The 26,069-nt window shown below is 31.5% G+C and carries 24 protein-coding genes; 12 read left to right on the plus strand and 12 right to left on the minus strand.

Annotation, left to right across the window (positions count from 1 at the left end; all coding sequences use genetic code 11):
• Positions 1–12 precede the first annotated feature (12 nt).
• The gene (locus RBH29_RS03795) at positions 13–2,652 is read right to left on the minus strand and encodes a dockerin type I domain-containing protein (RefSeq protein WP_306695261.1); all 2,640 of its coding nucleotides are present in this window, start codon (positions 2,650–2,652) and stop codon (positions 13–15) included.
• Between the two features lie 281 nt (positions 2,653–2,933).
• Between RBH29_RS03795 and nhaC the strand changes: the two genes are divergently transcribed.
• A complete protein-coding gene (nhaC, locus tag RBH29_RS03800) occupies positions 2,934–4,331 on the plus strand; it encodes a Na+/H+ antiporter NhaC (RefSeq protein ID WP_306695262.1) in 1,398 nt (465 codons plus the stop codon).
• A 70-nt stretch (positions 4,332–4,401) separates the two neighbouring features.
• Here nhaC and RBH29_RS03805 read toward each other — a convergent pair whose 3' ends face one another.
• Positions 4,402–6,171 carry an FAD-dependent oxidoreductase gene (locus RBH29_RS03805; protein WP_306695263.1) on the minus strand — a complete coding sequence of 590 codons (1,770 nt, stop codon included), beginning with the start codon at positions 6,169–6,171 and terminating at the stop codon, positions 4,402–4,404.
• 226 nt (positions 6,172–6,397) lie between these two features.
• Here RBH29_RS03805 and RBH29_RS03810 point away from each other — a divergent pair, with 226 nt between their 5' ends.
• The 6 genes from RBH29_RS03810 to RBH29_RS03835 all read left to right on the plus strand — a co-directional run bounded on the left by RBH29_RS03810 (position 6,398) and on the right by RBH29_RS03835 (position 12,675).
• A complete protein-coding gene (locus RBH29_RS03810; RefSeq protein ID WP_306695264.1) occupies positions 6,398–7,738 on the plus strand; it encodes a spore germination protein in 1,341 nt (446 codons plus the stop codon).
• On the plus strand, positions 7,738–8,811 hold the full coding sequence (locus RBH29_RS03815) for a GerAB/ArcD/ProY family transporter (protein WP_306695265.1): 1,074 nt from the start codon (positions 7,738–7,740) through the stop codon (positions 8,809–8,811). Before RBH29_RS03810 ends, RBH29_RS03815 begins: the two co-directional genes overlap by 1 nt.
• Positions 8,808–9,911 (plus strand): Ger(x)C family spore germination protein, encoded by a 1,104-nt coding sequence (locus RBH29_RS03820; protein WP_306695266.1) that lies wholly within the window; start codon positions 8,808–8,810, stop codon positions 9,909–9,911. Before RBH29_RS03815 ends, RBH29_RS03820 begins: the two co-directional genes overlap by 4 nt.
• A 347-nt stretch (positions 9,912–10,258) precedes the next feature.
• Complete coding sequence (locus tag RBH29_RS03825) at positions 10,259–10,891, plus strand: PIG-L deacetylase family protein (RefSeq protein WP_306695267.1); 633 nt, start codon at positions 10,259–10,261, stop codon at positions 10,889–10,891.
• Between the two features lie 38 nt (positions 10,892–10,929).
• The gene (locus RBH29_RS03830) at positions 10,930–12,060 is read left to right on the plus strand and encodes a glycosyltransferase family 2 protein (protein WP_306695268.1); all 1,131 of its coding nucleotides are present in this window, start codon (positions 10,930–10,932) and stop codon (positions 12,058–12,060) included.
• Positions 12,061–12,081: 21 nt separating this feature from the next.
• Positions 12,082–12,675 carry an LbetaH domain-containing protein gene (locus RBH29_RS03835; protein WP_306695269.1) on the plus strand — a complete coding sequence of 198 codons (594 nt, stop codon included), beginning with the start codon at positions 12,082–12,084 and terminating at the stop codon, positions 12,673–12,675.
• A gap of 194 nt (positions 12,676–12,869) precedes the next feature.
• On the opposite strand, the gene RBH29_RS03840 is transcribed toward RBH29_RS03835, so the two are convergent.
• From RBH29_RS03840 to RBH29_RS03850, 3 genes are all read right to left on the minus strand, one after another.
• Complete coding sequence (locus RBH29_RS03840) at positions 12,870–14,195, minus strand: SH3 domain-containing protein (RefSeq protein ID WP_306695270.1); 1,326 nt, start codon at positions 14,193–14,195, stop codon at positions 12,870–12,872.
• Between the two features lie 229 nt (positions 14,196–14,424).
• Positions 14,425–14,976 carry a helix-turn-helix transcriptional regulator gene (locus RBH29_RS03845; RefSeq protein ID WP_306695271.1) on the minus strand — a complete coding sequence of 184 codons (552 nt, stop codon included), beginning with the start codon at positions 14,974–14,976 and terminating at the stop codon, positions 14,425–14,427.
• Between the two features lie 15 nt (positions 14,977–14,991).
• On the minus strand, positions 14,992–15,459 hold the full coding sequence (locus RBH29_RS03850; protein WP_306695272.1) for an SAM-dependent methyltransferase: 468 nt from the start codon (positions 15,457–15,459) through the stop codon (positions 14,992–14,994).
• A 275-nt stretch (positions 15,460–15,734) separates the two neighbouring features.
• Between RBH29_RS03850 and RBH29_RS03855 the strand changes: the two genes are divergently transcribed.
• Positions 15,735–16,226: a hypothetical protein gene (locus tag RBH29_RS03855; protein ID WP_306695273.1), complete on the plus strand. Its 492-nt coding sequence runs from the start codon at positions 15,735–15,737 to the stop codon at positions 16,224–16,226.
• Positions 16,227–16,336: 110 nt separating this feature from the next.
• On the opposite strand, the gene RBH29_RS03860 is transcribed toward RBH29_RS03855, so the two are convergent.
• Positions 16,337–16,789: a CBO0543 family protein gene (locus tag RBH29_RS03860; RefSeq protein ID WP_306695274.1), complete on the minus strand. Its 453-nt coding sequence runs from the start codon at positions 16,787–16,789 to the stop codon at positions 16,337–16,339.
• Between the two features lie 134 nt (positions 16,790–16,923).
• Positions 16,924–17,319 (minus strand): hypothetical protein, encoded by a 396-nt coding sequence (locus RBH29_RS03865; protein ID WP_306695275.1) that lies wholly within the window; start codon positions 17,317–17,319, stop codon positions 16,924–16,926.
• Positions 17,320–17,612: 293 nt separating this feature from the next.
• On the opposite strand from RBH29_RS03865, the gene RBH29_RS03870 reads away from it, so the two are divergent.
• From RBH29_RS03870 to RBH29_RS03880, 3 genes are all read left to right on the plus strand, one after another.
• A complete protein-coding gene (locus tag RBH29_RS03870; RefSeq protein ID WP_306695276.1) occupies positions 17,613–17,981 on the plus strand; it encodes a hypothetical protein in 369 nt (122 codons plus the stop codon).
• A 298-nt stretch (positions 17,982–18,279) separates the two neighbouring features.
• Positions 18,280–19,380, plus strand: a complete 1,101-nt coding sequence (locus tag RBH29_RS03875) for a GerAB/ArcD/ProY family transporter (protein WP_306695278.1) — start codon at positions 18,280–18,282, stop codon at positions 19,378–19,380.
• A gap of 53 nt (positions 19,381–19,433) precedes the next feature.
• A complete protein-coding gene (locus RBH29_RS03880) occupies positions 19,434–19,910 on the plus strand; it encodes a hypothetical protein (RefSeq protein WP_306695279.1) in 477 nt (158 codons plus the stop codon).
• Positions 19,911–19,925: 15 nt separating this feature from the next.
• Here RBH29_RS03880 and RBH29_RS03885 read toward each other — a convergent pair whose 3' ends face one another.
• The 3 genes from RBH29_RS03885 to RBH29_RS03895 form a co-directional block, all read right to left on the minus strand.
• On the minus strand, positions 19,926–20,999 hold the full coding sequence (locus RBH29_RS03885; RefSeq protein ID WP_306695281.1) for an NAD(P)/FAD-dependent oxidoreductase: 1,074 nt from the start codon (positions 20,997–20,999) through the stop codon (positions 19,926–19,928).
• A gap of 125 nt (positions 21,000–21,124) precedes the next feature.
• Positions 21,125–21,352, minus strand: a complete 228-nt coding sequence (locus RBH29_RS03890; RefSeq protein ID WP_306695283.1) for a hypothetical protein — start codon at positions 21,350–21,352, stop codon at positions 21,125–21,127.
• Between the two features lie 78 nt (positions 21,353–21,430).
• On the minus strand, positions 21,431–21,643 hold the full coding sequence (locus RBH29_RS03895) for a hypothetical protein (protein WP_306695285.1): 213 nt from the start codon (positions 21,641–21,643) through the stop codon (positions 21,431–21,433).
• Positions 21,644–21,837: 194 nt separating this feature from the next.
• Between RBH29_RS03895 and RBH29_RS03900 the strand changes: the two genes are divergently transcribed.
• The gene (locus tag RBH29_RS03900) at positions 21,838–22,908 is read left to right on the plus strand and encodes an FAD-dependent monooxygenase (protein ID WP_306695287.1); all 1,071 of its coding nucleotides are present in this window, start codon (positions 21,838–21,840) and stop codon (positions 22,906–22,908) included.
• 280 nt (positions 22,909–23,188) lie between these two features.
• On the opposite strand, the gene RBH29_RS03905 is transcribed toward RBH29_RS03900, so the two are convergent.
• A complete protein-coding gene (locus RBH29_RS03905) occupies positions 23,189–24,391 on the minus strand; it encodes a Ger(x)C family spore germination protein (RefSeq protein WP_306695289.1) in 1,203 nt (400 codons plus the stop codon).
• 13 nt (positions 24,392–24,404) lie between these two features.
• A complete protein-coding gene (locus RBH29_RS03910) occupies positions 24,405–26,018 on the minus strand; it encodes a spore germination protein (RefSeq protein WP_306695291.1) in 1,614 nt (537 codons plus the stop codon).
• Positions 26,019–26,069: the final 51 nt, after the last annotated feature.

The raw sequence follows: 26,069 nt of genomic DNA on the forward strand, positions 1-26,069 counted from the left end.
ATCATAATTAATTTAAAATGAATCAATAATTTCTAATATATATCTTTTTAGAATTGTACCATCTGTTGAATCAACTTTTCCATCACCGTTAACATCAGCTCTTTCTAATTGTTCATCTGTAAGCATTTCAATCTCAAGTATATGTCTTGCCAACAACAAATAATCAGTTGAATCTATTACTCCATCCATATTAATATCTCCAATATCTATTGGATCTGGGTCTGGTTCAGGTGTTGGGGGTGGAGAATCTGAAGCAGGTTCCCCATATACAATACCTCTACCATTGGTTCCTACAAAAACTCTGCCATAAACTCTTAAATCTCCTGTAATTGCATAGTTTATTGAGCCATACTGATGCTGGTCATCATTTATTCTCACCCAATTTTCACCCATATCATCAGAACGATATATTGCATATAAATCATCTATTTCACCAGTAATGTAAATAGCGAGATAGTCCTCTCCATCTTTAGCTTTACCAAAGCCAACTACATCACATCTTGTAGTTTCTTCAATTTTATTTATTGTTTTACCACCATCAGTTGTATATGAAAGTCCGGTATAACGCCCAGGAATCCATACATGACCTTCTTTTCCCGGAACTGCTTTAATTTTAGCTGAATCAGACTCTAAATCTTCTTGGATAACTTCAAAGGTTTGACCACCATCATTACTTGCATAGAAAGTATTTTCTGCATACGCATAGAATACATCTGGGTTAACTCTGTCTGAAGCAACATATGCCCCCTCTGGAAGTGTATCTACAGCTTCCCAGCCTCCATTTACATAGCATATAACTCCTTGACTGGTTTCTGGTGACCATACAAAAGTTGAACCATCAGCTGACACTGCCACAACTCCCGCCTGTACAATGTCATCTTCACTGCTGGCAGGAAATGAATAACTTACATTTGGCTGAACATCCGACCATGTTTGACCGCCATCTGTGGAAATTCCAATGCTTCTTTTAATATCTTCATACTCTTCCTTGTCAGTAGTACCTGATCTTACTATAATTTCAGGATTTAGTTCTGCATAGTCCAATCCTGTCGTGCCAATAAATGTTGGTTCTATCATCATACAATCCGGACCAACGGTTATATCCTCATGTACAAATCCACAAATATCATTAACACCACTTATTAGCTCTACTCCGTCAATTGGAGGACAAATTAAGCTTAGTACCGCAGTTTGTTCAACTCCCATCCCCATAACTTCAATATTTACAAGTTCTCCTCTATCCCAGTCAGTTAAATTTTGTGTTCCATAAATAGTAGCTCCTGTAACATACATCATTTCATCAGAGTTAAAAGGATTAATCTCAATATCGCCCATCATCCAACCAAGTTTTGGTGTAGGACTGTCCACTATTTCATTGCCAGTAATCAAACCGCCATCGGCAGCATTTATCTCTTTTCCCCATGAAAGCCATGGTGCTTTTGAAATATCCATAGTGTATTTTAAATTTCTTGATGGCCATGAATCACCAAACTCCCAAATTGCATCCCATGTTTCACCTGCATCTGTTGAACGGAAAATATAGTCATCCGGCCACCAGGATTGATTTGATGTAACTATTAAAGTGTCTGGATTTTGTCTATCAACACTTAATCCAGCATATCCATACCAATTTTCATATTCCGGCATACCATCCCAGTCGTAACCTGAAGGGGGTGTTATATTTGTCCATTCTCCTGTGTTTGTATCATATTTATAAACAGCACCGTCTTCACACTGATAAGGTCCACCTCTGTCACCATATGTAACATACAAAATACCATTACCACTTATAACCCCTTGATGAGGTATTCCAACTGGCAGAGCATCTTCATTGTTTCTTCTAAAAATACTCTCTGTAGGCTGTCCTTCAACAGGTTTCCATGTCTCACCAGCATCACGACTAACATATAGTGGATTTTCCTTGTCGGCAACTCCAACATAAATATCCTGTGTTGGCGTTCCTTTAGTTCCTTTCTCCCAATCAAAAACTACAAAACACAATCCTAAATTGTCAGCTGTATAGTGAAAATCCGGATCCTCAACATAGTTTCCAACATTAGGAAAGTTCTCAACCTGAAACCAAGTTTCACCATAGTCCTCACTCTTCCACAATCCATTACCACTTCTTGCTCCAAAATATAATATATTATTACTGTTAGGATCCACCATTAAACGTTCTCCAACTGAACGTCCTGGCATATTCCCTCCAAACTTAAATGGGAGCTCTGTTCTCTCCCATGTTTCTCCATAGTCATCTGAACGCAACATGTGCCCATTCATATCTGTCCACTCATTTGTATATGTACCAGCTGCAATATAAACTCTATTTGTTTCAACTGGATCAGTAGCTAAGCTTTCAGCACCTAATAAATTCCACTCATCTGGATACACCCAGTCCATAAGAGGCTCCCACTCTAACGTTTCTTTGTTTCTTATATATGCTCCTCCCATGTCAGTACGTGCATAGACAAGTCCTTCCTCAGTAGGATTATAAATTATTCCACAAACAAATCCTCCACCGCCTCCAATTTCAACATTGTCCCATTTATATGGCACGCTGTTAACTCCAGTCACAATCGGTGTAAATAAAGAAATACTTGTAAAAATAATAAGCAAAATAAAAATTTTAATTTTTTTCATTTTCATAAACATTAATAATAACCCCCAATACATTTTTCCAATTAATACCCTTTTAAAATTGTAAAAATTCATCTCCTTCCTTCAAAATTCAAACATTTGCACTATAGTTTAATGTCATTAATCTTTCTATATAAATTCGATCATATCCCTTTTTTTAATGGATATACAACTTGATAAATTTATCATAATCAATTAATATAGACTTATGTTAATTTTAAAGAGTACATTGTTTTACTTTAAGATAACCTTTATACATGTACATAAAATATTACATATAAGGATGTGTTTTTAAATTGCAAGATAAATTTTCTGAAAAAACTATAGGACCTCCTCCCTTTTGGCTTTCTATTATACCAATACTAGTAATGATAGTTTCTTTAGCACTATCAGTTTTTATATATGATGCTCAGCCACACATTTCATTGCTATTAGGAAGCACTGCCGCAGGACTTGTAGCAGTTATTCACGGACAGAAATGGAAAAACATTGAAAAAGGGTTTGTTAACAGCATAAAAAGAGCTATTCCCTCTCTTATAATCCTTCTTATTATAGGTATGATTATTAGTGTCTGGATAGCCAGTGGCATAGTACCTGCTTTAATGTATTTTGGCTTTAATATATTTTTACCCTATTGGTTTTTACCTGTTATATTGATTTTTTGTAGTTTCATGTCTGTAATTACAGGCAGTTCATGGACTACAGCTGGAACCATTGGTGTAGCAGCTATTGGAATCGGACAGGGCCTTGGAATTCCTGCTCCTGCAATAGCTGGTGCAGTTGTCTCTGGTTCTTTCTTTGGTGACAAATTATCTCCAATGTCAGATTCTACGAATTTAACTCCTTCAGTTTTAGGTGTTGATTTATATGAACATATTAAGCACATGCTTTATACTACCATACCAAGTTTAATTATATCTCTCATTGCTTATACTGTATTAGGGTATTTCCTTGTGGACGGAAATACTGACGCCTCTTTAGTTTCTAAATACCAGGACATGCTTATTAACAATTTTACCTTTTCACCATTGCTTATAATTCCACCTGTAATTGTTGTAACAATGGTTCTGTTTAAACTTCCTGCTATTCCAAGTCTTATTGCAGGAGTTATTTCTGGTGGAATTATGCAAGTTTTTGTACAGGGACAAAGTTTACAAGAAGTCTTTAATATACTATATGAAGGCTTTAGCATTTCAACTGGTTGGGATGAAATGGATGATCTTTTATCCCGTGGAGGCATGACAAGTATGTACTCAGTTGTATCTTTAGCCATAATGGCACTATCTTTTGGCGGTATAATGAACAGATGCGGCATGTTGGATTCTTTAGTGTTGAAAATGACAAAGCTGGTAAAAAACAGTGGGAATCTAATATTAACAACCCTGCTTACATCAATTTCAATTAATATTTTCGCCGCAAACCAATACCTTGCAGTAATAATTCCGGGGCAGATGTATGAAGACTCTTATAAAAGACTGGGACTGAGCAATAAAAACCTTACAAGAACATTAGAAGGTGGTGGAACCTTAACAGCTCCACTAATTCCATGGAACAGTAGTGGTGTGTTTATGTATTCTGTTTTAGCTGTCAATCCGTTAGCTTATGCACCATACGCTTTTGTATGCTGGCTGACTTCTATCGTAATAGCTTTCTTCGGATATAGAAATATAACAATGGACAAGATAGACAAGTAAATTAAATTTCAGTTACTTGTATAAATCATCTTTAAACCTATGAATTTAAATTTAGGGCTTTTTATCCAGTTCACTTTTTCGTATATTCTGGATTTAATTCACCTGTTTCTGAATTATAAATTTCCTGCTTGTTTAAATCAGCATAATTTCTTTTCTCATGTTCAAAATCTTGCCTATCTAAATTGTATTTAGATTGAACTATAGTATTATAGTGCTTAAAACCTCCAGTTAAAACTTTAACACTTTTAAAACCTTTTTGTTTTAATATTTTTGATGCTATATAAGCCCTTAAACCAATCTGACAATTGACTATAATTTCCTTATCAAATGGCAACTCATTATATCTTTCCCTTATTTGGCCCAGTGGAATGTTTATAGAATTTTCAATAAATCCAAACTCTTTTTCAAAAGGCTCTCTCACATCTAAGATTATAGTTTTATCTGGGTCTACATCCTCAATTTCATGCCAATAACTAACATCCATATTCCCCTCTAAAACATTACCTGCCACATAACCTGCCATATTGACAGGGTCCTTAGCTGAAGAATACGGCGGTGCATATGCCAACTCTAATTCTGTCAAATCAAATACTTTTTTGTCAAATTTAATGGACGCAGCAATAACATCTATTCGCTTATCCACTCCTTCAAAACCTACAATTTGAGCACCATAAATATCTCCTTCTAATGAATACAACAATTTTATGGTCATGGGCAAGGCTCCTGGATAGTATCCTGCATGAGATTTAGATTGAGTTATTGTGGACAAATGTTTGATACCTCTGTTTTTTAAAATTCTCTCACTATTTCCTGTGCCTGCAACTGTCATGTCAAATATCTTGGCAATTGCTGTACCCTGGATACCCTTATACTTTTCTTTTTTTCCTACAATATTGTTAGCTGCAATTCTACCTTGCTTATTAGCTGGACCTGCAAGAGGTATAATGGTCTCATGTTTTGATATAAAATCTTCTACTTCTATTGCATCTCCTACTGCATAAATATTAGGATCTGACGTCTTTAAATATGAATCAACCTTTATACCACCTCTATTTCCTAGCTGAATCCCGCTATCTGAAACAAAACCAACATCAGGCTTTACACCAATGGCCATAATAACAACATCTGCTCTGACTTTTCTACCACTTTCCAATTGAATTTCTGTTTCCTCTCCATTGTGATTAAGTTCTTTTAACCCATCACCTAAGTACAAATGGACTTTTTTAGAAAGTATATGTTCATGAACTAAAGCAGCCATATCATAATCAATTGTATTTAATACTTGATCTAACTTTTCAATAATTGATACATTTAATCCTAAATAATGTAAATTTTCAGCCATCTCAAGTCCAATATAACCTGCTCCCACCACCACAGCTCTTTTAGGTGAAGTGTTCGTAATATAGTGTTTAATGGCATCAACATCATACATGTTTCGCAATGTAAAAATATTTTTGTTATTAATACCTTTAATATTTGGCTTTACAGGTTCTGCTCCAGGTGATAAAACTAAGACATCATAGCTTTCTTCATATACTCTATCATTTCTTAAGTCTTTTATAACAACACGCTTTTCTTCTCTTTTTATTTTTGTAATTTCATTTTTTATTCGTACTTCTATATTAAACATATCTTTCATTTTTTCAGGAGTTTGCACTAATAACATCTCTCTATCAGTAATTTTATCTCCAATATAATAAGGAAGACCACAGTTGGCAAAAGAAATATACTCTCCACGCTCAAAAATAATAATTTCTGCATCTTCATCTATTCTTCTAAGTCTTGCGGCAGTGCTCGCTCCTCCAGCAACTCCACCTACTATCAATACCTTTTTACCCATTTTAAAAGACTCCTTTTTTGCTATATTGTTTTTTCATTTAGTATATTATTACCCTCTAAATTAAAGCTATAAACCAATTTAAATTTCAAAGTCAACTCAAGTAAGAATAATTAATACGAAAAAAGATAAAATTATATTTAATTAACAAATTACTCTGTTTATAATAGCATAATTCATTTATTTTAGTAAATTGAATTTATTTTTTAAAAAATAATGGGGGAAAATAATGAACACTAATGCTAAAAATATTGAAATTAAGCTAAAAGAAATATTAAAAAACAATGCTGATGCAAATATGATAGACGTTGATAATAATTTTAGATTATACTATCTAACATCTATGATATATGTTGATAAGTTGGTAAGTGCCATAAAAGAACCGTATTATAATTTAAATAAAGATTACTCTCAATTCATTTCGTCTATTATGAATGAATTCAGTGATACTTCAAACATAACCAGCATGCTAACCCAAGGTATGGTTATTGGTGTTTTTAACAACAAGGTGTATTCTACTACCTTAGCCGCTAAGAAAGAATCACGTAAAATAGATGAAGTGCTAAGAGAATCTGTTTATGAAGGCCCATTATCAGGTTTTGTAGAAAATGTAGAAACCAACCTTAATATTATTCGTCAATTTTACAATAAAAAAGAGCTAATTGTTAAAGAATTCAAACTAGGTACCATTAGTAAATATAAGAGTTATCTAATATATGATAGAGAATTTGCAGATGACAATATTATAAAAAGTATTACACACAGGTTAAATAGTATAACTACCCCTATGGTTCAATCTCTTACGGAACTTCAGCAAATCTTGGATAATAAGCAGCATTTGTGTCCTAGAATATTAATTACCGAGAGATTTGATAGAACAGTTAAACAAATATCACAAGGAAAAATTGTAATAATATTAAATGGTGCTCCAAAGGCATTAATAGCCCCTAGCACCTTTAACCAATTTATTGCTTCTGCAGATAACTATTATTTGCATCCCATACCGTCACTGTTTCTCTTACTTTTGAGATACTTAGCACTATTAGCCGCTCTGATTTTACCTGGTTTATATATAGCTCTAAGTGCTTACAACACTGAAATAATGAGAGTTCAAATAGCTCTTTCTATAGCAGCAAGTAGAGCAGGTGTGCCCTATCCCTCCTATGTTGAGGTGCTAATTATGCTTGTTATGATGGAATTTTTAATAGAGGCAAGCCTTCGCCTTCCAAAGAACATTGGTCAGGCAGGAACCACTGTTGGTGGAATCATTCTTGGTCAGGCAGCTACCCAAGCCAACTTAGTTAGTAATGTAATGATAATAATAGTAGCTGCAGTAGCTATATCTAATTTTGTAATACCAATAAATTCAATGAATCTTACAATCAGAGTATCTAAATACATTTTACTTTTCTTAGCCTCTATTGCAGGACTTGCAGGCCTGTTTATTGGTTTTTTGGCACTGATGTATTATCTTTTCACACTGCACAGTCTTGGAAAACCTTTTTTCAATCCTGTAGGAAGCTTTAATATAAGTCATACAAGAGCATTTTTTAGAAAGGGGCAGACTTAATGAAGCATCGCTTTTTTTATTTACTACTGATTAATGAAATAATATCTAACGTTACATTATACTGTCCCTATATTCTAATAGGGCAGCTTTATGATGGTACACTTATAGCTATATTTGCAGCCTTTATTATATCTATTGTGAAAATATATTTTTTTCTCCATGTATATAATTATTTTAAAAGCAAGACACTTACAGAGATTAATCAAATTCTCTTTAGAAAGTTTTGGGGTAACTTCTTTTCCTATACATACGTGTTAATCTGTTTGGCAATTGGCTTTTTTATGTATAAGGGGTTAGTTGAAATTGTAAAAACCTTTATGCTGACCACCAGTTCCCTATGGCTTATATCTATAATTTTAATTATTATTCCTTTTGTTGTGTTCAAAAATACCAGTAATACCTTTTTACATACCGTATCATTTACAGCACTTATTATGGTTATAGGCATTATTTCACAGGTACTGCTGATTACTGGAGAAATAAAACAAGATTTTCTTATAGGATCTTTAGTTCACTCTGTAAGACTTCCTAACTATATAACAATCGCTACAGCAGGATTTTTTTTCAGTGGTGTATATCACTTATCATTGTTTAACCCTGAATTTAAAAGAATAAGCTATAAAAAAACCATTCTTTTGATTGGAGTAGTTGGGCTTTGTACCGCCTTTATTTCAGTTTATATACCTGTTTCGATTTGGGGACCTGAAGCTGCACAAAAGTTGACCTTTCCTTGGGTTTCTACTGCTGATACTGTATCTATAAACTTATTCGTTATAGAACGTGCCCTTTATTTAATGATGCCTTTATTCTTTTTATTATCATTGTCTAATACGCTTATATACAGCTTTGTATGCTATGGCTTGTTCACTAAACTTCATCCTTCACCAAAACTCAACAAATACATAAAACTTGTAATTTGTATAGTTTTTGTTGCCGGATCAATAATGATACCAAATACTAAAACAGTTTTCCAAATTGCACCTATAGTAATGATAACATGGAATATGTTTCACTTGCTTTTATCTGTGCTTCTTTATATTAGAACAAAAGGAAAGGAGTTGTATGCCAAATGAAAAATAAATTATGCTTATTTTTAATTTTTTCTATGCTTATTTTCACATCTTCGTGCAGGTTTAGAGATATTGATAGAAGAGCTTTTGTTGTAGCTATTGGACTTGACCTCTCTGAAACAAAAGATGAGTTTGATATTTCTATAAAGGTTGCTATTCCTAGGGCTCAATCTGGAGAATCAGATAATCAAACTAATGAAGATAATTTTATACTTTATAGAGCTTCTGATAAATCTATTGGTGAGGCTATTAGAAAAATAAAAGCCCAGATGTCTTTAGAGCCTGATTTTAGCCATCTTAAAGCAATAGTTGTTGGAAAGGAGACAATTAATCAATTTTCGTTCAATGAAATTATTACTTATTTTGTACGGAAAGGAGATGTCCAACAAATAGCATGGATAATGGTTGGAACTCCTTCAGCAAAAGCAGTGCTATCACTAATGCCTCTAGGAGAAAATATAGCAGGCAACTACCTTTTCATGAAGTTTGGGCAAGGAGTAGAGCCTCAATTTGTTAATATAACAAAAATTTTTGAAGCCTTTTCACATCTCACTATGCCAGGAGTAAGTGTTTCATGTCCCCTTGTTGAAATACAAAACGAAAACTTTGCTATTGAAAAAACAGCCATTTTTCACAATGGAAAACTTGAAATGATTCTGAAAATGGATCAAACAAGAATACTTAACATTTTAAAATTAGGACTTGATATAGGTTTTATCAGCACTTTTGATAAAGATAATAAACCCATTGGCATAAGAATACGAAAAGCTTCCGGGAAAATATCCCTTGATGAAAATGCTAATAATAGTTTAGTTTGTAATATAGATATTAAAGTTGATGGATTTATGGAAGAATCCTCATATGCTAATAAAGATATCAAAACCATTGAGAAGAAATTTGAAGATATATTCAAAAATCAAACCCTCAAACTTATGAAAGATTTCCAGTCAAATAATTTAGACCCATTAGCTCTTCAGGTAAAGTATTGGGCTAAACGTCCTGAATTTGAATTCAATGAAGATTGGGTGACAGAAATCTATCCTAAAATAGAGTTTAATGTAAACTCTAATGTAAAAATTTCACATTCCGAAGTGCTCAAGTAAACTAAAATATATTTTTATAGATGGTGAGTTTCAGTCACTTTAAATAAATATCATAACCAAAGTCAATATTTTTTTGCTTTTCATGTTTTATACACTCCCTTTACTATTTTTATGTTAAGTATACACTTCATTTGTATACTTTTCAACAGCTTTTTGGATTATAGTGGTTTAAAATACTAAAAGCTTTTATTTTAAGCATTTAAGAGAATTAACACAGTAAATTTTATGTATCAATCATTTTTAACACTTAACATAATTTGAAATAAACTGTAACAACTTTAGATTAGAAAAATATAATAAACTATTACTTTACAATAAAAAATAAATAATTATAGGGGGCATCTATAGTGAGTACAAAAAAAGTATTATTCATAGGAGCACATCCTGATGATATTGATTTAGGCTGTGCAATTTCTATGCATAATCATTATCTAAAAAAAGATGAAGTAATAAATATAGTTTTAACAAAAGGAGAAAAAGGAGGATGTTCATCACAGCGTAGCCTAGAACAGATAAATTCCTTTGATATATTAGCTCCAAACTCCAAAAACTACTTTCTTTCTTTTCCAGACACAAAGCTTTTTGGACACATTCAGGAAATTACAAATAAGCTGAGATCCATTATTTTGGAAGTTATGCCCGATATTGCTTATATACCTTCTCAGTATGATTTTCATCAGGATCACGTAGCAACTCATAAATGCGCCTTAACCGTATTAACTAATTTAGGTACACTTAAAATAATTTGTTATGAGTCACCTTCTACTATGCCTGAATTTACACCTAATTACTTTAAGTTATGTAGCTTAGATAACTTTTCAATTAAATTAGATGCTTTAAAATGTCACAAAACACAAATGAATAAACCTTATTTTTATGATGATATACTTTTGTCTATTGCAAAAATGAGAGCAGCTCAAGTTAGATGTCATTCAAAGGTTGCAGAAGCATACGAAATAGTTAGATTTGTTAAATTATAGTAAGATGTTTTAAAACTCTATATAAAGGAGAACCGAATATGTCACATTATATGTTTACAAGTCCTAGAACACTTTTGTTTATAATTTTTTTTATTGCTTATTGGATTTGGTTTATTATTAAAAAAGGAGAAAAAGAGTATTCAGATAAATATAATTCCATTGAAGCAATAATTCCTGCTTATAACGAGGAAGTAACTATTTCAAGAACTGTTACTGACTTGCTGGCAAATGATTATATAAAAAATATCATTGTTGTAAATGATGGGTCAACAGATAAAACTGTTGAAGTATTAAATGAACTTAAATTTATTTATGGTGATAGGCTAAGGATAATAACCCAAAAAAATACAGGTAAGGCAGGAGCAATTAATAATGCAATTAATTATATTAAATCTGAACTTGTTTTTTTGACAGATGCAGATATAAGAATCCCAAAAAATAATGGGTTAGGGTATTTAATTAAAGCAATAGAAAACGGTGCAGATGCCGTTGCTGGAATACCCGGCTCCGACATGGATAACATAGGATTTTTCGGTAAAATAAGAGCCTCGATAAAAATTTTTTTTGCTACTTTCAGAAAATGTGGAGGAGAAGTTTTAGGAGGTCACCCCTTCTGTGTTTCGGGTAGCGTGGGAATGTATAGAACAAAACTTTTAAAAAGTGTTAACTTTCCTGACAGAACTTGTGTTGAAGACTTAGATTTAACGTGGGAACTGGTTTCTAGAGGATATAAAATTGCACAATCATCAAGAGCAATCGTATATAGTCAAGAAGCTCCAAGCTTTCTTGATGACCTAAAAAGATGGAAAAGGTGGATAAGTGGGTACGCAGTATGTATGAGAATTCATAGAAAATTATTAAAGACTAGATTTGGAATAACAATTATTATGCCTAACTTTATTATCGGTTTGTTTGGAGCAATTTTAATGATTAGCCCATTTGTCTTTACTCTTCAGGATGCCCTATTTGGAGCAATTATATGGTGTGGGGTGCTGTTTTGTGCATCAACTTACTCTGCAAGTAAACAAGGTAAGAAATGGTGGCTCATATTATACTCCCCTTTATCTATTTTTATTATCCTTACGGTTTTTTTCTGTTGGCTGTTTTGGGGAATTCCAAGTTTGATAACTGGTGTTGAGAGAGGATGGAATAAGGTAAAAAGGTATTAACATTGATTTGGAGGTAAAAAAATGTATCGTTGGTGGATTGATTTAAAAAATGAAGTAAAAAATAATACAGAAAAATGCTCCCATATTACTAAAAATGTTGGCGTAGAATATAAAGGCAGTTTACGCGTTGGAGAGGGAACTTTTATATCAAAAGATGCAAAGCTTAGTGGCAATATTGATATAGGTAATAATTGTATGATAGGTACAAATGTAGTTATCAGAGGGAATGTAAAAATATGCGATAATGTAAGAATAGGATATGCAACTGAAATTAAGAATTCTGTTATAAAAGAAAACTCAACAATAGGTCCTATGTGTTTTCTAGGAGATTCTTTAGTAGAAAAAAATGTTTACTTAGGGGCACTGGTCAGAACTTCAAATCATAGGTTAGATAAAATGAACATAAAATCCTGGAATGGAGATTTTTTTGAAGATACAGGATTAGAAAAGCTGGGTGCATGGATTAAATCTAATACAAGCATAGGGATTGCATCTATTATACTACCTGGAAGAATTGTACCTCAAAATAGTATTTTTAGTCCTAATATTGTAATTACTAAAAATTATTCCACAGGAATTTATAAAATAGAACAAATTATTAAAAAATTTAATTAAATTATTCGCAAGAAAAATTTAAAATTTTAGACAATATAAATACTATTAGACTTTGAATATTTTGTAAATTTCTACACATGCTTTTATTATGTTGATTATTTATCTCAAATAAAACGCATGAAAGGATTTAAGTTATGCAAAATATTTTGATAGTTAATCTAATTCTTATTTTGATGTTATATTTTGGCTACAAATTATTGATAAATAATAAGCCCTGGTTTCGGATCTAGTTCTAAAACCTGCTCTGGAGTCATTAGTGGATCATCAAAGTGTACCCCTGGTTTATCAGAATAGAAATACCATAACTTAAAGCCTTTGTATGGTATATTTGTTACCTTGGAATTTCTGATATGAATTGCCCTCTTTCCTTCTGGAGATCCCCACCCAGATGTATTATGCACCAGCAACACTGGATCATAATTGCTTGATACTTCATCAATATCACGTATCATACTATCAATGAACTGATGAAAAACAAACTGCCTTTTACCTTTGATTTCATTAGAAATGATATATTCACGCATGGTTTCTTGAACTTCATTAAGTTCGGCAGCAGTTAAATGTCCTATCTTTTTCATTGGCTTATCAGTACGCCATTCCGGATCAAGAGCCAAATGGACATTGGGATATTTTAAAAATGGTAAGAGTTCATTAATTGCATCGATGGGGGAATATTTTCCTATTTGATTATCAAGATATATTAGCACACCATTTTTATAGGCTTCCTCAATATATGAAATCACAAGGTCAAAATTCATCATATTAATTTCGCCTTCAGGCTGAACTGTTCCATAAATAAGATATATTGCTGGTATTACACCTTTATTGCCGTTAACGGAATCATATTTTTCAGCTGTCTTTTTTAAAAGGGATATAAGTTCTTCCTTTGAGTGGCGGCCAACAATTCCCATTACATCTGAATAAGGATGACCGTAATAGGCAACAACTGTATTATCCTCAAAAAGAGTTGGCGATGTAAAATAATCATTCATTTCCTTATCCTCAAAAAGGGTTGGTGATGAAAGAAGTTCATTTATATCCTTAACTGTATATTCAGATAAAATCCAACCTTCATTATTATTCACTGAATTCTTAAATTGAATCTTATACCAAGTTGTTTCTTCACTTTCAACTTCTTCAATAACTTTTACTTCTTTACCCTTGACTAAGCTCCCAAGCACTTTACTTTGGGAATTGCTGTCTACCCTGACATTCAACTTGTTTGTACTGATATAAACATTTTTTCCTTTAGCACTTTCGCTACTTTGGTGAGGTATTTTTTCGTCAGTTTTTTTATTTTCATCAACTTCTTCTTGATTTTTACCTTCTTTAGTCCCTTCACCAGCTTCTTCTTGATTTTCGTTTTCTTTAGTTCCTTCATCAACTTCTTCTGGCGTTTCTACTGGTTGATGTGTAGGTTGCTCCTCCTTGGGTGAAAATACTTCCTGAGTACATCCTGCGAAACTCATTACTAATACTAATGTTAATGCTATTATTGATACAAACCTTTTCTTTAACATTTTGCACCCCTTTTCTTCTGTGTTATCATCTTAAGGACATGTTTTTGCCCATTAGCAATCTAAATTTCAATAAAACTATTAAATATAATATTGCAAAAACAAGCAAAACACAATGTTAATTCCTTACACCGTTGCTACGTTACCTTATTCATAATCAAAACTCTTTTCATTTATTATTTCTTTTCGATGGGAATATAAATCTCGCTGATAGAATTTTCATTATAGGGTCCTAAATACTCATCCCCATAATACTCAAAATTAAAATGACCTGGTAACTTATAGTCAGTTGCAGGAAGCCACTCTTCATATCATTCGCCATTGACAAATCATGATAAAAAGGAATTCCTACCAGCTTTATTTCACCTAAAGATGCAACTTCTGGCTCTTTGTCTAAGGCATGCTCAATTTTTTTTAATTTATCATCACTTATGGGTTCAAGTAATAATTGTCTGTTAATGTTACCCTCTTTACGAATTTCTGAAGGGTTTTTATTAATTATTTTGTAAAAAGCCCTTGTATAAGCTTCTGAACTTCCAAAACCAAATTCAAGTGCTAAATCAATAATTCTTTTATCTGTTTCAATTAGTTCCTTAATAGACTCAGTAATTTTTCTAGCCAACATATATGATTTTGGTGAGTAACCTGTAATGGATTTGAACAACCTGCAATAATAATAAAAAGAAAACCCCAGTTCTTTAGATATATCTAAAACAGATATTTTTGACCTAAGGTTATTTTCAATTATTTGAATAGATGATAAAATAAGCTCTCTATTATTCATACTAAGGTTCCCTCTTTAAAAATTAAAAAAATTACTCCAATCAAAATTAGCCGAGTCTTCAATACAATTTGGCAGACCTTCACACCACTTTGGCAACTTTACTTCTCTTACTATATCAGAACATGGGTAATATGGTTTGATATCAATAACTGGTGTTTCATCTTCTGCATCTATATACGAAGTATATATGATTCCATCATCATAATCAATACATTTAACATCAATAATACTTATACCAATTGGATTAGGCCTTATTGGTGATCTAGTTGCAAATATTCCTATGGTATCTGGCCCTGCCTTGTATGGTTTTTCTGTAGTGGTAACTTTGCGAAAATCAGAATTGTCTACCTTATCTGCCCACCAAATTACAATCAAATGTCCAAATCCATCCATCCCTTTCATGGCTTCTTTGTAATCCCTGTCAATATTAATTTCAAAACCACTTTTACTTTTGACTTTTCCTATTATTTTTAATTCCACCATAACAACCTCCTAATTAATAATCTCTACAGGTTATATTATAAAATATTAATCTAAACTACTCTTGATTAAATTTGTTTAAAACAAAGGATAAATTGATGTTATTTGCTTAATTTCAAAAGCCTATGGAAACTTTTCTTCTACAAAATATGTAATATTACACGAATTCATCTATTATAATTAATAATTTTTCGTTCACTGTTTTCGAAATTAGCGTTTTAAATATTATTTTATATATTGTATAATACTATATTCAGATATCATTAATTGAGGAGGCTTTGCAACGACGTATTATGGAACATATCATTTTCTGTGTGATTGTGTGGAGTATAGTTTTTATACTAATTCCTTTTTTTAGAATTAAAGAATTAGCAGTTGTTATCTTAGTGTCTATAGTATGGATGATATTTGTAGACAATATATCCACGTCTCTAGGGTATTATAGTTATCATAATCTTATAATACCTGTTGGAACAACATCTTTATTTCATCTTCTTGCATTATCTGGTGTAGGGATACTTATGATTAATTGGCTTAAGGAAAACTCTTTTACAAAACTTTTGGCAGTCTTTACTGTTGGGTTAGCGTTCTCAATACTTCAAGGTATTTATATAGGAACAGGAGCTTTTTCATATGAAAAATTTGATGTTGTGTTGAGTTTTATTCATAGTATTGCAGCTTTGTCCATATTTGTTTGGCTATCCCTTAGTATAGTAGGAGAAGAAAAAATATATTCAGGTCATAAGTCTCGAATTAGAGCTATAGCATAAATTTATTTATGCTATAGCTCTAATTTACTTCCCGTATTTTTCAAAGAACCTAAAAGCAAAATAAACTGATGTGGTAAGCAAGATTATTATAATTATATAAAACGACAAACTCATTTCTCCTTTATCCTCCCTCTTTTTAGGACAACTATTGAAAACCAGCTGATGCTCATCATTAGAATAAAGTTGATAATTACACTGGATAGAAAGTTCCAATTAGTATATATAAGTTCTTTTCGTATGGTCAATAAATATTCCTCAAAATCATATACAACTGCTAAAAGGAAAACATAAAGAATCTGAGCCCATCTTTTGCTTGGCTGATACTGTGAAATTAATACCCCAATAACAAATACAGGCCCAATTATAAAAAAAAGTGATGAACCCCAAATAGATATAACAGGGTTTTCTATTTTATAGAAACCATTATTTATAAATACTGTATCCATTGCTATTTGTAATACTATGGAGAACACACCGCTCCAAATGTTTATCTTAAGTTCCTTCCAGTCAATTATCACTAAAAATAATATCCAAACCGCAGTAAAACGTATAATCCATTCCATGCATATCACCTACCCACTTTTTTAGCAATACATTCTATATTTTAAATTATTATTAATCTAAACATCTTTCATGTTTTACATATTGCAAAAGTTATTATCTATTATTGGAAAGAACCAATCCTCACTTCTATTTATTATATCTGAACTCTTTTTCTTTCAAAATAAAACTCTGTAAACCAAGAATATATTGTGAAGCCACCAATATTTAGAATAATTGCATTGAATATATTCCAATTCAAGTGTTGAAAAAGTCCAATTTGTATTGTGATAAATTCAACAAAAACAAATGATACAGCTGCAAATAGAATATACAAGAACTTTTGTATCCATACAGTTGGGTAAAAATGTGCAAATAAAATACCTCCTGGAATATAACTAATCCAGTAAGGTAATGGCAGCCCAAGTGCATTTAACCCTGCAAAGTTAAACTTAATAGCTCCTAAAGCAATTAAGGCACTATCTATTGCAAGTATAATCACCATGCCAACTAAACCTAAAACAAATAATTTTCCCCATTTATTTTTTGGCACAAATAGTAATGTTATTGTAGATACTATTATTAAGTAACTCCACCAGCCCATGATTCACCTTTTTATCTTGTAATTTATAATATAGTACAATTATATGTTATCCAATTTCACACATAATATTCCTTTTTAAAACTTACACATCTGTACTTATATTATTTATAAAAGTTTTTCAAAGGAATATTTTTGTAATTTATTCAACCCGCTTATAGGAGATTTTATTTTTTATCTGTTTTGCATATTTAGTTTTAATTAGTTAAATACTAATAAAAATAATAACTAGTGGGGGACAAACAATGCCTTGGGTAATTTCATTTTTTATATCTTGGATTTTATTTTTTATTTTGATTGACCACAAAAAGCTAAAAATCAATATACTTGGTGGAATATCAGCTTTAATACTTGCCAGCATAGTAGACTGGGGAGGACAAGAGCTCCAATTTTATCAGTTTTATGATGTTATAATACCTTGGGCAGGCTGCTCTGCCTTTTATAAGTTTGGTCCTATTTTGACAATGGGAACTCTGTTTTCTCAAAGCATTCCTAAAAAAAAACTGGATGCAAGCTTTAAATATTCTGGCTTTTTCTTTATTATATTTAATTTTAGAAACCCTTATAATAAGTACAGGTGTTGCAGAATACATCCATTGGCATGTGCTGGCTAGTTTATTTGTCAACATACTAACCTTTAGTACCTTAACATACTTTACACAAAACTTTTTTAGAAAAATGTAACAACTAAAAAACAAATGAAATATTATTCCGCTTTTTCACGTGAACCATTTGAGCAAATAAGAACTAGCATAAATTTATAGCAGAAGTTATTATTTTATTTTTTCTAAATTATTTATGTAGTGCCACCCCTTATATAAATAAGATTTATACATCTCACTTCTTCTTTTATGAATAAAAAAATGTATGTGTGCAAAAACTAAACTTCATCATGTATAGGAGGTCATTTCTTTGAGTAAAAATTCAATTAAATCTGTAGGCATTGAAAAAATATCATCCTTGCAGCTTTTGTTTTTGCTTGTAACGGCAGTTATAGCAACTGCCGATGTGTTTCTGCCTGCCTATGTTGCTCAACAGGCAGGCAGAGATTCATGGATTTCAGTAATAATAGCAACCATTTCCTCTCTAATTATTGTTAATATTTTTATCAGCTTAGGACTAAGATACCCTAATAAGACATTTGTAGAATACTCATGTGATATACTTGGAAAACCTTTGGGCAAATTAGCAGGTATTATTTTTTTGTATTACACCTTTTTAATAGCTAGTATTTCAACAAAAAACCTAGGTGAAATTTTTATTATTGCTTTTAATCCTGAAATACCAATAATATTATTTATAGTACTGACTATATTACTTACTGCCTATACAATTGGACAGGGCATAGAAGTAATTGCCCGAATAAATGAAGTTCTTTTTCCTATAGCTATCATTATACTTATAGGTATAGGCATTTTAAACCTAGATCACTTGAATTTTAATTATTTTCTTCCTGTGTTGTACGATGGAATTTTGCCACCTTTAAGAGGTGGGCTTCTTATACAGTCCTGGTTGGTTGAAACTGTTATAGTCCTTCAACTCATACCATTCATAAAGGATAAAAAAAATATACGGAGTAAAGTAACAGCTTCAATTGTTATACTTGGATTTGGACTTCAGATAGGTGTATTGACAATAGCTTTGTTTGGAGCTGCTACAAAAATTTTCATGCTTCCAGCTCTTGAATTTGTAAGATTTGCAAGTTTCGGAGAAAATTTAAGGGGAGTAGATATAACTATAATGGGCATATGGATGGGTGGTATTGTTGTGAAAATTTCAATATTTTTCTACGTATTCACAACTGGTTTAGCTCAACTTCTAAATATAAAATCCTATAAAGGTTTGATCTTGCCTAGTGGAACCCTACTTATTACATTTTCAATGGCTTTTTCAAGAAATGTTATGGAAGGAAACTATTTTGCAAACTTTATAAAACCTTTCTACTCTTTTTCTGTTGCTTTTATATTACCAACACTAGTTCTTTTAGTATCCAAGATAAGAAAAAATAATTAAATCTATTATATTTTTAGTTTTTATGAGAATACTATTTATAGGAGGTAATAAGAATGGAATACATATTTTTTTATTTATCAATAGCAGGAGTATTGCTTATCCTTGGGATATGCTCATTTTATAAACCTCTTGACTTCAGAAGCTTTGTAATAGCCGTTACTACAATAGCCTACTCACTGATTTATGAAATAATTTTAGGTGAATATTATGGGCTATATTACTATATTAATCAGAATAACTCCATTATTTATATGGTTTTGGCAGGAATACTGCTATACCCTTCATTAAATGTTATTTATGTGCTTTTTTTGCCTAAACAGATTAAAAACACTATACTTTACACATTTTTTTGGATAATTGCAATGATTATTTTTGAGTATGGGAGTCTTTTGTTTAAAACTATTGTCTTTACAGGATGGGAACTTATACCCTGGTCCATAGTCACTTATCTGGGAACTTACTTGTGGATTTACCTGCTATACAGATATATAAGTAATAGAAAATATTCACCTAAATTATTTAATTACTAACATAAAGGTGTTTATTTACTTTTTTAATATTGACTTTAATTTAAAATAATAGTATCCAAATCTTATCACATTAAATTTCGTATGGTAAAAAAGATGTTTAATACCGGGAAGTCCTATACCTGACACAATAATATCATACATTTTATTATCTGCATTGTTAAATGACTTCCTCATTTCGTAAATCCATTGATTATGCCTTATTATAACATTCTTTATCATTTTTTCGTAGTCTTTACCAAGTACCATGGATCTTGCCGCCATAACTCCCATTGTAATAGAGCTTAACTGACCAAAACCCAGAAAAGGATCAATTGAACCTCCTGCATTGCCTGCTAAATATATGTTACCGACTCTATGTGGGTATGCGTATCCTGTTTCATGTCTTTGTTTAAACTCTTCTACTATAGTATAGTTAAAGTTTTCAGTATTCCAAAAAAGTTCCCAGAAGTAATCTACTTCATTAACATTCACCTCACTTACAACCAATATGAGAGAAGCTTTCTTTTCATTATAAGGAGTAAGGTATGCATATCCATTTTTACAATAAGCCTTATTTATCCACATTACTAATGTATTCGGATCAAAGTTTCCCAATATAGTAGCCCCTTTTACATAGGTTTTTATCGTTTCATGCCAGCAGCCAAGTTCTTTTGTAAATGAAGCACTTCCATTAGCAGCAACGACAAAGTCAAACTCTCTTGAAAGAGGTTCATAGTCTGCTAAAGTATTGAATTTTATATTGGGTTTTTTTAATTGGGAATGAATTTGAGAAAATAATGCATCTTTTCCTCGACCCCTTTTTATAAAATATCCAAATTTACCTTCTATAACTGTTTTTTTGTTTGGAGAATAATGAGTAAGATTATTTATTGTATTTACAGAATTAATATTCAAATCAAATTGCTTTTTAAAATATTTTATTGCATCCTTTATAGGACGGTGCTGTATTTCTAAAAATGCACTGATATGTCCGTATTGATCCCCTATAAAGCTGTTTCTTTCAAAAATAACTGGTGTTATACCGTGTTTTTCAAGTTCATGGGCACATGAGAGACCAGCTAGTCCAGCACCTATTATTGCAACTTTCATTTTACCCTCCATGTTTTTCTAATATTTTAAACCATATAAATACAAGTCCACCGTTCACAAGTAACAATATAGTATATAAAATCAATAAACCTTCTCCCTTCTTACCTAAAACCACTATAAAAAAATTAACTCCTAGGTTTTGTTGGAAAAATTTTAGATATAATCCCTGATGTGTCCTGTAGTCTATCTATTTTTTGCTGGAGTTTGACAATTGACCTCATTTCATCATCCCTAAGCTGCGTTAATACCTGTCTCACTTCAGGATTTCTTATTGTTATCAAATTATCATTATAAAAAGTCTGATTGGAAATCCTGCTTTGCAAGATATCCTTTAAAATGTAAATAGGTTCCAACTAAATCACCTTCTTTAATATTTTACTCTAAAACTCTAATTAAAGCTCCTATATTTATATAAAGCTAAACCAATTCACTTAAGTTTTTTTTATGTTAAGCATAATCATTTTGTCTTTTAAAATATCTATATGCTCCCTAGAATTTTTGGTAAACTCTTTAACTATATTCTTTATATCCTTATCTTTAATATTCTCATGTATATCATCATATTTTTTTAAAAGTAGTTGTTCTCTATCTAATGACTCATTAAATACAATATTTAGTATATATTCCTGTGATAGCATCTCCATATATTGCCTCCTTGACAAGATGAAAATTTAAACTTAATTATCAATAATATTTTTACTGTATATAAAATATTTTTTGTTTAAACTGCAAATATTATTCTTACAAATATTTATTTGCGATTTTTTTGTTAAAATTTAGTTTGATATCAATAAAGAAAGCACATTTAAATTACAAGAAAGCAAAGGAGAGTATACTAATGAAAGTTGCCATTTTAGGTGCAGGACCAGCAGGATTATCCTGTGCTCTTGAACTAAAGAGAAACGGAATAACCCCCACTATATTTGAAAAAAAAAGCTATGTTGGAGAAGATTATGCACTTCCAGCAGCTAGTTTGCGTATATTTAATCCCCACTATAATAACCCTATAAAATATTTAAAAAGAAGATATAATTTAAATATTTATCCCAAAAACAAAATTGAAAAAATAACCATGAAAAGCCCTTCTAAAGAAATTAAAGTAAAAGGTAACCTAGGATATGTTTTAATGAGAGGAATGGAGAAGAATTCATTAGAAAATCAAATTTTTTCATTGTTAAATATCCCTGTGCTATTTGACAGGTATGGAACTATAAAAGATTTAAAAAGGGTTTTTGATTTTATAATTGTGGCAACGGGTTCTTGTGATATCGCAAAAAATATGGACGTTTTTGATAGAGATTTTAATGTGTACGCTAGAAGTGCCACCATACTTGGTAATTTTGATGAAACCCATATAAAGATGTGGCTTAATACTGAATATGCCAAAAATGCATTCGCCTTTATAATGCCCCTTTCGAAAGATCATGCCCGATTAACCCTGATGGTTAACAATATTTCTCACCACGAACTCCCTTTTTATTGGGATAGATTTATAAAAACTGAAAATATTAAGTACAACATTATAGAAATCAGAGATTTAGAGCATAATCTTGGTTCGGTGTACCCTTTAAAGAAAGATAATATATATTTTGTTGGGGATGCTGCCGGTCTTGTGGATAGTTTTGTTGGATTTGGAGTAATTGCAGCTATTGAAAGTGGATTTATATCAGCTCGATGCATTTTAGAAAATTTAAATTATAACAACCTAATGAAACCTTACCTGGACAATCGAAAAAAACTATACGAATTTAGAAAGTCTATTAATACAATGGACAACAATGAATTGGACAGGTTATTAATGCTTTTAGGTACTCCTTTAATTAAACAGTTTATATATAGCAACCCTTTTTTCAAAATTCAAAGAGTATGGAAGTTAGCTAAATTATTTAACGGTATAAATAAAATTTGAAATTTTACAATCTCTTAAAAAATATAACTGCTTTACCTATATGAATAGTCAGTGTTAAGAATAAGATGTGACAGTGGCTCATATATATAAGTTATAGCTTTGGTTGGCTCTGGTAAATTCCAGTTTAATATATGATTTAAGGCATAAAAGAGCGATATAATTATTAAAGTGTGCGACACTAATTTAAGCTTTTTATTTTTTTCTTTCATATCTCTTAATATTAAAAATGCAGAAATTAACACATGCATAAATACTACAATAAATACCAATAAAACACCTTCTATCTAACCGAATTTGAAATTATTCCTGAACGATCTATTCTTACTTGGATATCATAGTTTACGGAAATTTTGGGGAAAATTTTATCCCACCTGTCACCTATTTCCCTCCATTGTTTTGGATGCCTTCTAAATATATGTTCCCCAAAACCTAAAAAATCTGTTTTAAGCTCTTTTTGTGCTTTTGATACAGTGTTTTTAAGATTGTTTTTTATGGCATTAGAAATAGCTTGTTCCATTTTGTTTATTTCTTCCTCTTTTCTTATATTCTGTCCTGTATAAAGAGTACTAATTTCTCCAATTACTTCAAGGTCAATATTAAATGATATCTGGTTTTCACTAAATTCAGCTTTTACTCTGCTGTCACTTCTTCTAAAAGTAAAAGACAGACTATCCTTTCCATCATTGTAACTTGTAGTAAGGACACCGGATTTGACCTCATCTGTTATTAACATATATGCCTGGGTCTCAATACCATCTATCCATCCAACCATTTTATCATCTTTAAAAACACTGCTTCCTTTAATGATAGCTACATACTGTTCCTTCCCCTCTGATTCCATTGTATTAACCTCTCCCCTGTTAGTTGATATTGTAGTATCATCCTTTTCATAATAATACACTCTTCCTGTAACAAAACCACTTTTTTCTTCGCAAAGATCTACTATAATATCTTTAAAATTTTCTACATAAGATTTGGCCCATTCTTCTTTTATATTGTCAACAATCCCATCTATCTCAAGAACCAAATTTTTTTCAATATCTGCAGGAATTGTAAGCATATCATAAGCAGTTACAGGTGTTATGAGTATCTTGTTTTCATATCTGAAATCTCTATTTCTGGCTAAATGATTCATTATATCTCCAATACCTTGTTTTGCAAGATTTTCACCTATTATTATAAACCTATTATGAAACCAGGCCAATTGCTTTGTTGCAGTTTCATTTAAATTTCTTTTAGCATCTGCAAACGTTTCACCAACAGCAGTGCCAATCCAGGCATTTGACTTTTCAGGTTCTCCCTTTGTTCCAAATCCTAAAGGGGTAATTGATACAACAGTTATTCGAATATCTCCATTTGGCTCTAAATCAACTCCTGTTGCAGTTACCAGACCTAAATCACTGAGTTCTACTTTTCCCCAACATCCTGTATTTGACATCAGTATACTTATTAATATTATCATAATAAAGGCTTTTTTATTCATGTCTAACCACCTGTTAATTATTTGTATTTGGCTTTGGTCTTAAATTTTTTTTCATTTTCTTTAAATTCTTTTTGTTCATAAATCTAGGCCTTTTTGTCATAAACCAAGTTGGAAATCTTACTAAGGTATCTTTCCAGTCAGATAAAGAAATTGGAGCAAATGGAGAAAGATAAGGAACTCCAAATGACCTTATGGATGCTAAATGTATAAGAATAAACAAAAACCCTATAATTATGCCAAAAAGACCAAGGCTGCCTGCAAGAATCATCAATGGAAATCTTAATAGTCTTATTGATATAGATTGATTATATTTAGGTATTACAAATGATGAAATTCCTGTAAAAGCAACAATTATAACCATTGCATTAGATACTATACCCACACTTACTGCAAGTTCTCCTAATATAAGTGCACCAACTATGCTTACAGCCTGTCCTATAGGTTTTGGAAGCCTTATTCCTGCCTCTCTTAAAACTTCAAATGTAAACTCCATCATAAATGCTTCTACCACAGCTGGAAATGGAACAGCAGCTCTTACAGCAATAAGAGTTGTAAGAAGTGGCATTGGTATCATTTCCTGATGGTAGGTTGTCATGGCTACATATATAGAAGGTAGAAAAAGTGCTATCCCAAAAGCAATATATCTTAGCACTCTTATGAAAGTGCCAAAATAAAACCTAGTATAATAGTCCTCAGGAGAACTTAAAAAATGTGCCAACACAGCTGGAAGTATAAGAACAATTGGGGAGCCATCCACTAAAACTACAATTTGTCCTTCAGACAGGGAAGCAGATACAATATCCGGCCTTTCAGTATAGGAGATTTGTGGGAATGGGGAAAATGGACTGTCTTCAATAAATTGTTCTATTTCTCCACTATCATTAATTGAATCCACATCAACTCTTTCAAGTCGCTCCTTTACTTCGTTTATGATCCCCTCATCGGCAATTCCATTTATATATGATATTACTACTTGGGTTCTACTAAGTCTCCCTATTTCCATATTTTCCATTTTAAGATTATGTGTTTTTAGCCTCTTTCTAATCTGTGAAATATTTACACTTATGGCTTCTGTAAAACCTTCTAAAGGCCCTCTTACCACAGACTCTGTAACAGGTTCTTCAATTGACCTGTGATTCCAGTTTTGTGTACTTAAGGAAAGTGCAATAGAGGAATTGGAAATTAAAAAAACACAGTTTCCATCTAAAATATCCTTTACTGCTTCTTTTAATAAAGTAATTTTTTTTATTCCACCTATTGTAATGGATTTATTTTTAATTGTGTTCATAATACTTTCTTCATCTTCTGATATATATTCATCTTCTGAATCTAGCATAAGAGAGTGAAGAAAGTTTTCGTTTATATTGTCTGTATCAACAATTTCCTGAATATATGCCAAAATACACCTAGATTTATTTTGCCCCAGTGTAAATTCTCTAAATTCAACATCAAAACAATCCTTAAACATAACTTTTAAATCTTTAAAATTTCCCTCTAAACACTCTGACAGTTCTTTATTGTCTAAAGAATTTTTATTATCTTGTTTACTTTGTGTATTTCTTTTTTTTGTTTTTTTTAAATCTTTAAGTTTTATAGGTTTTTTAAATGTATGGAAACGTTTTGCCATTTACCTTTTCCCTTCTTTAAGGTATTACTTCACTATATGATTTTATGTAAT

The organism is Herbivorax alkaliphila (assembly GCF_030848475.1).
Lineage (GTDB): Bacteria > Bacillota > Clostridia > Acetivibrionales > Acetivibrionaceae > Herbivorax.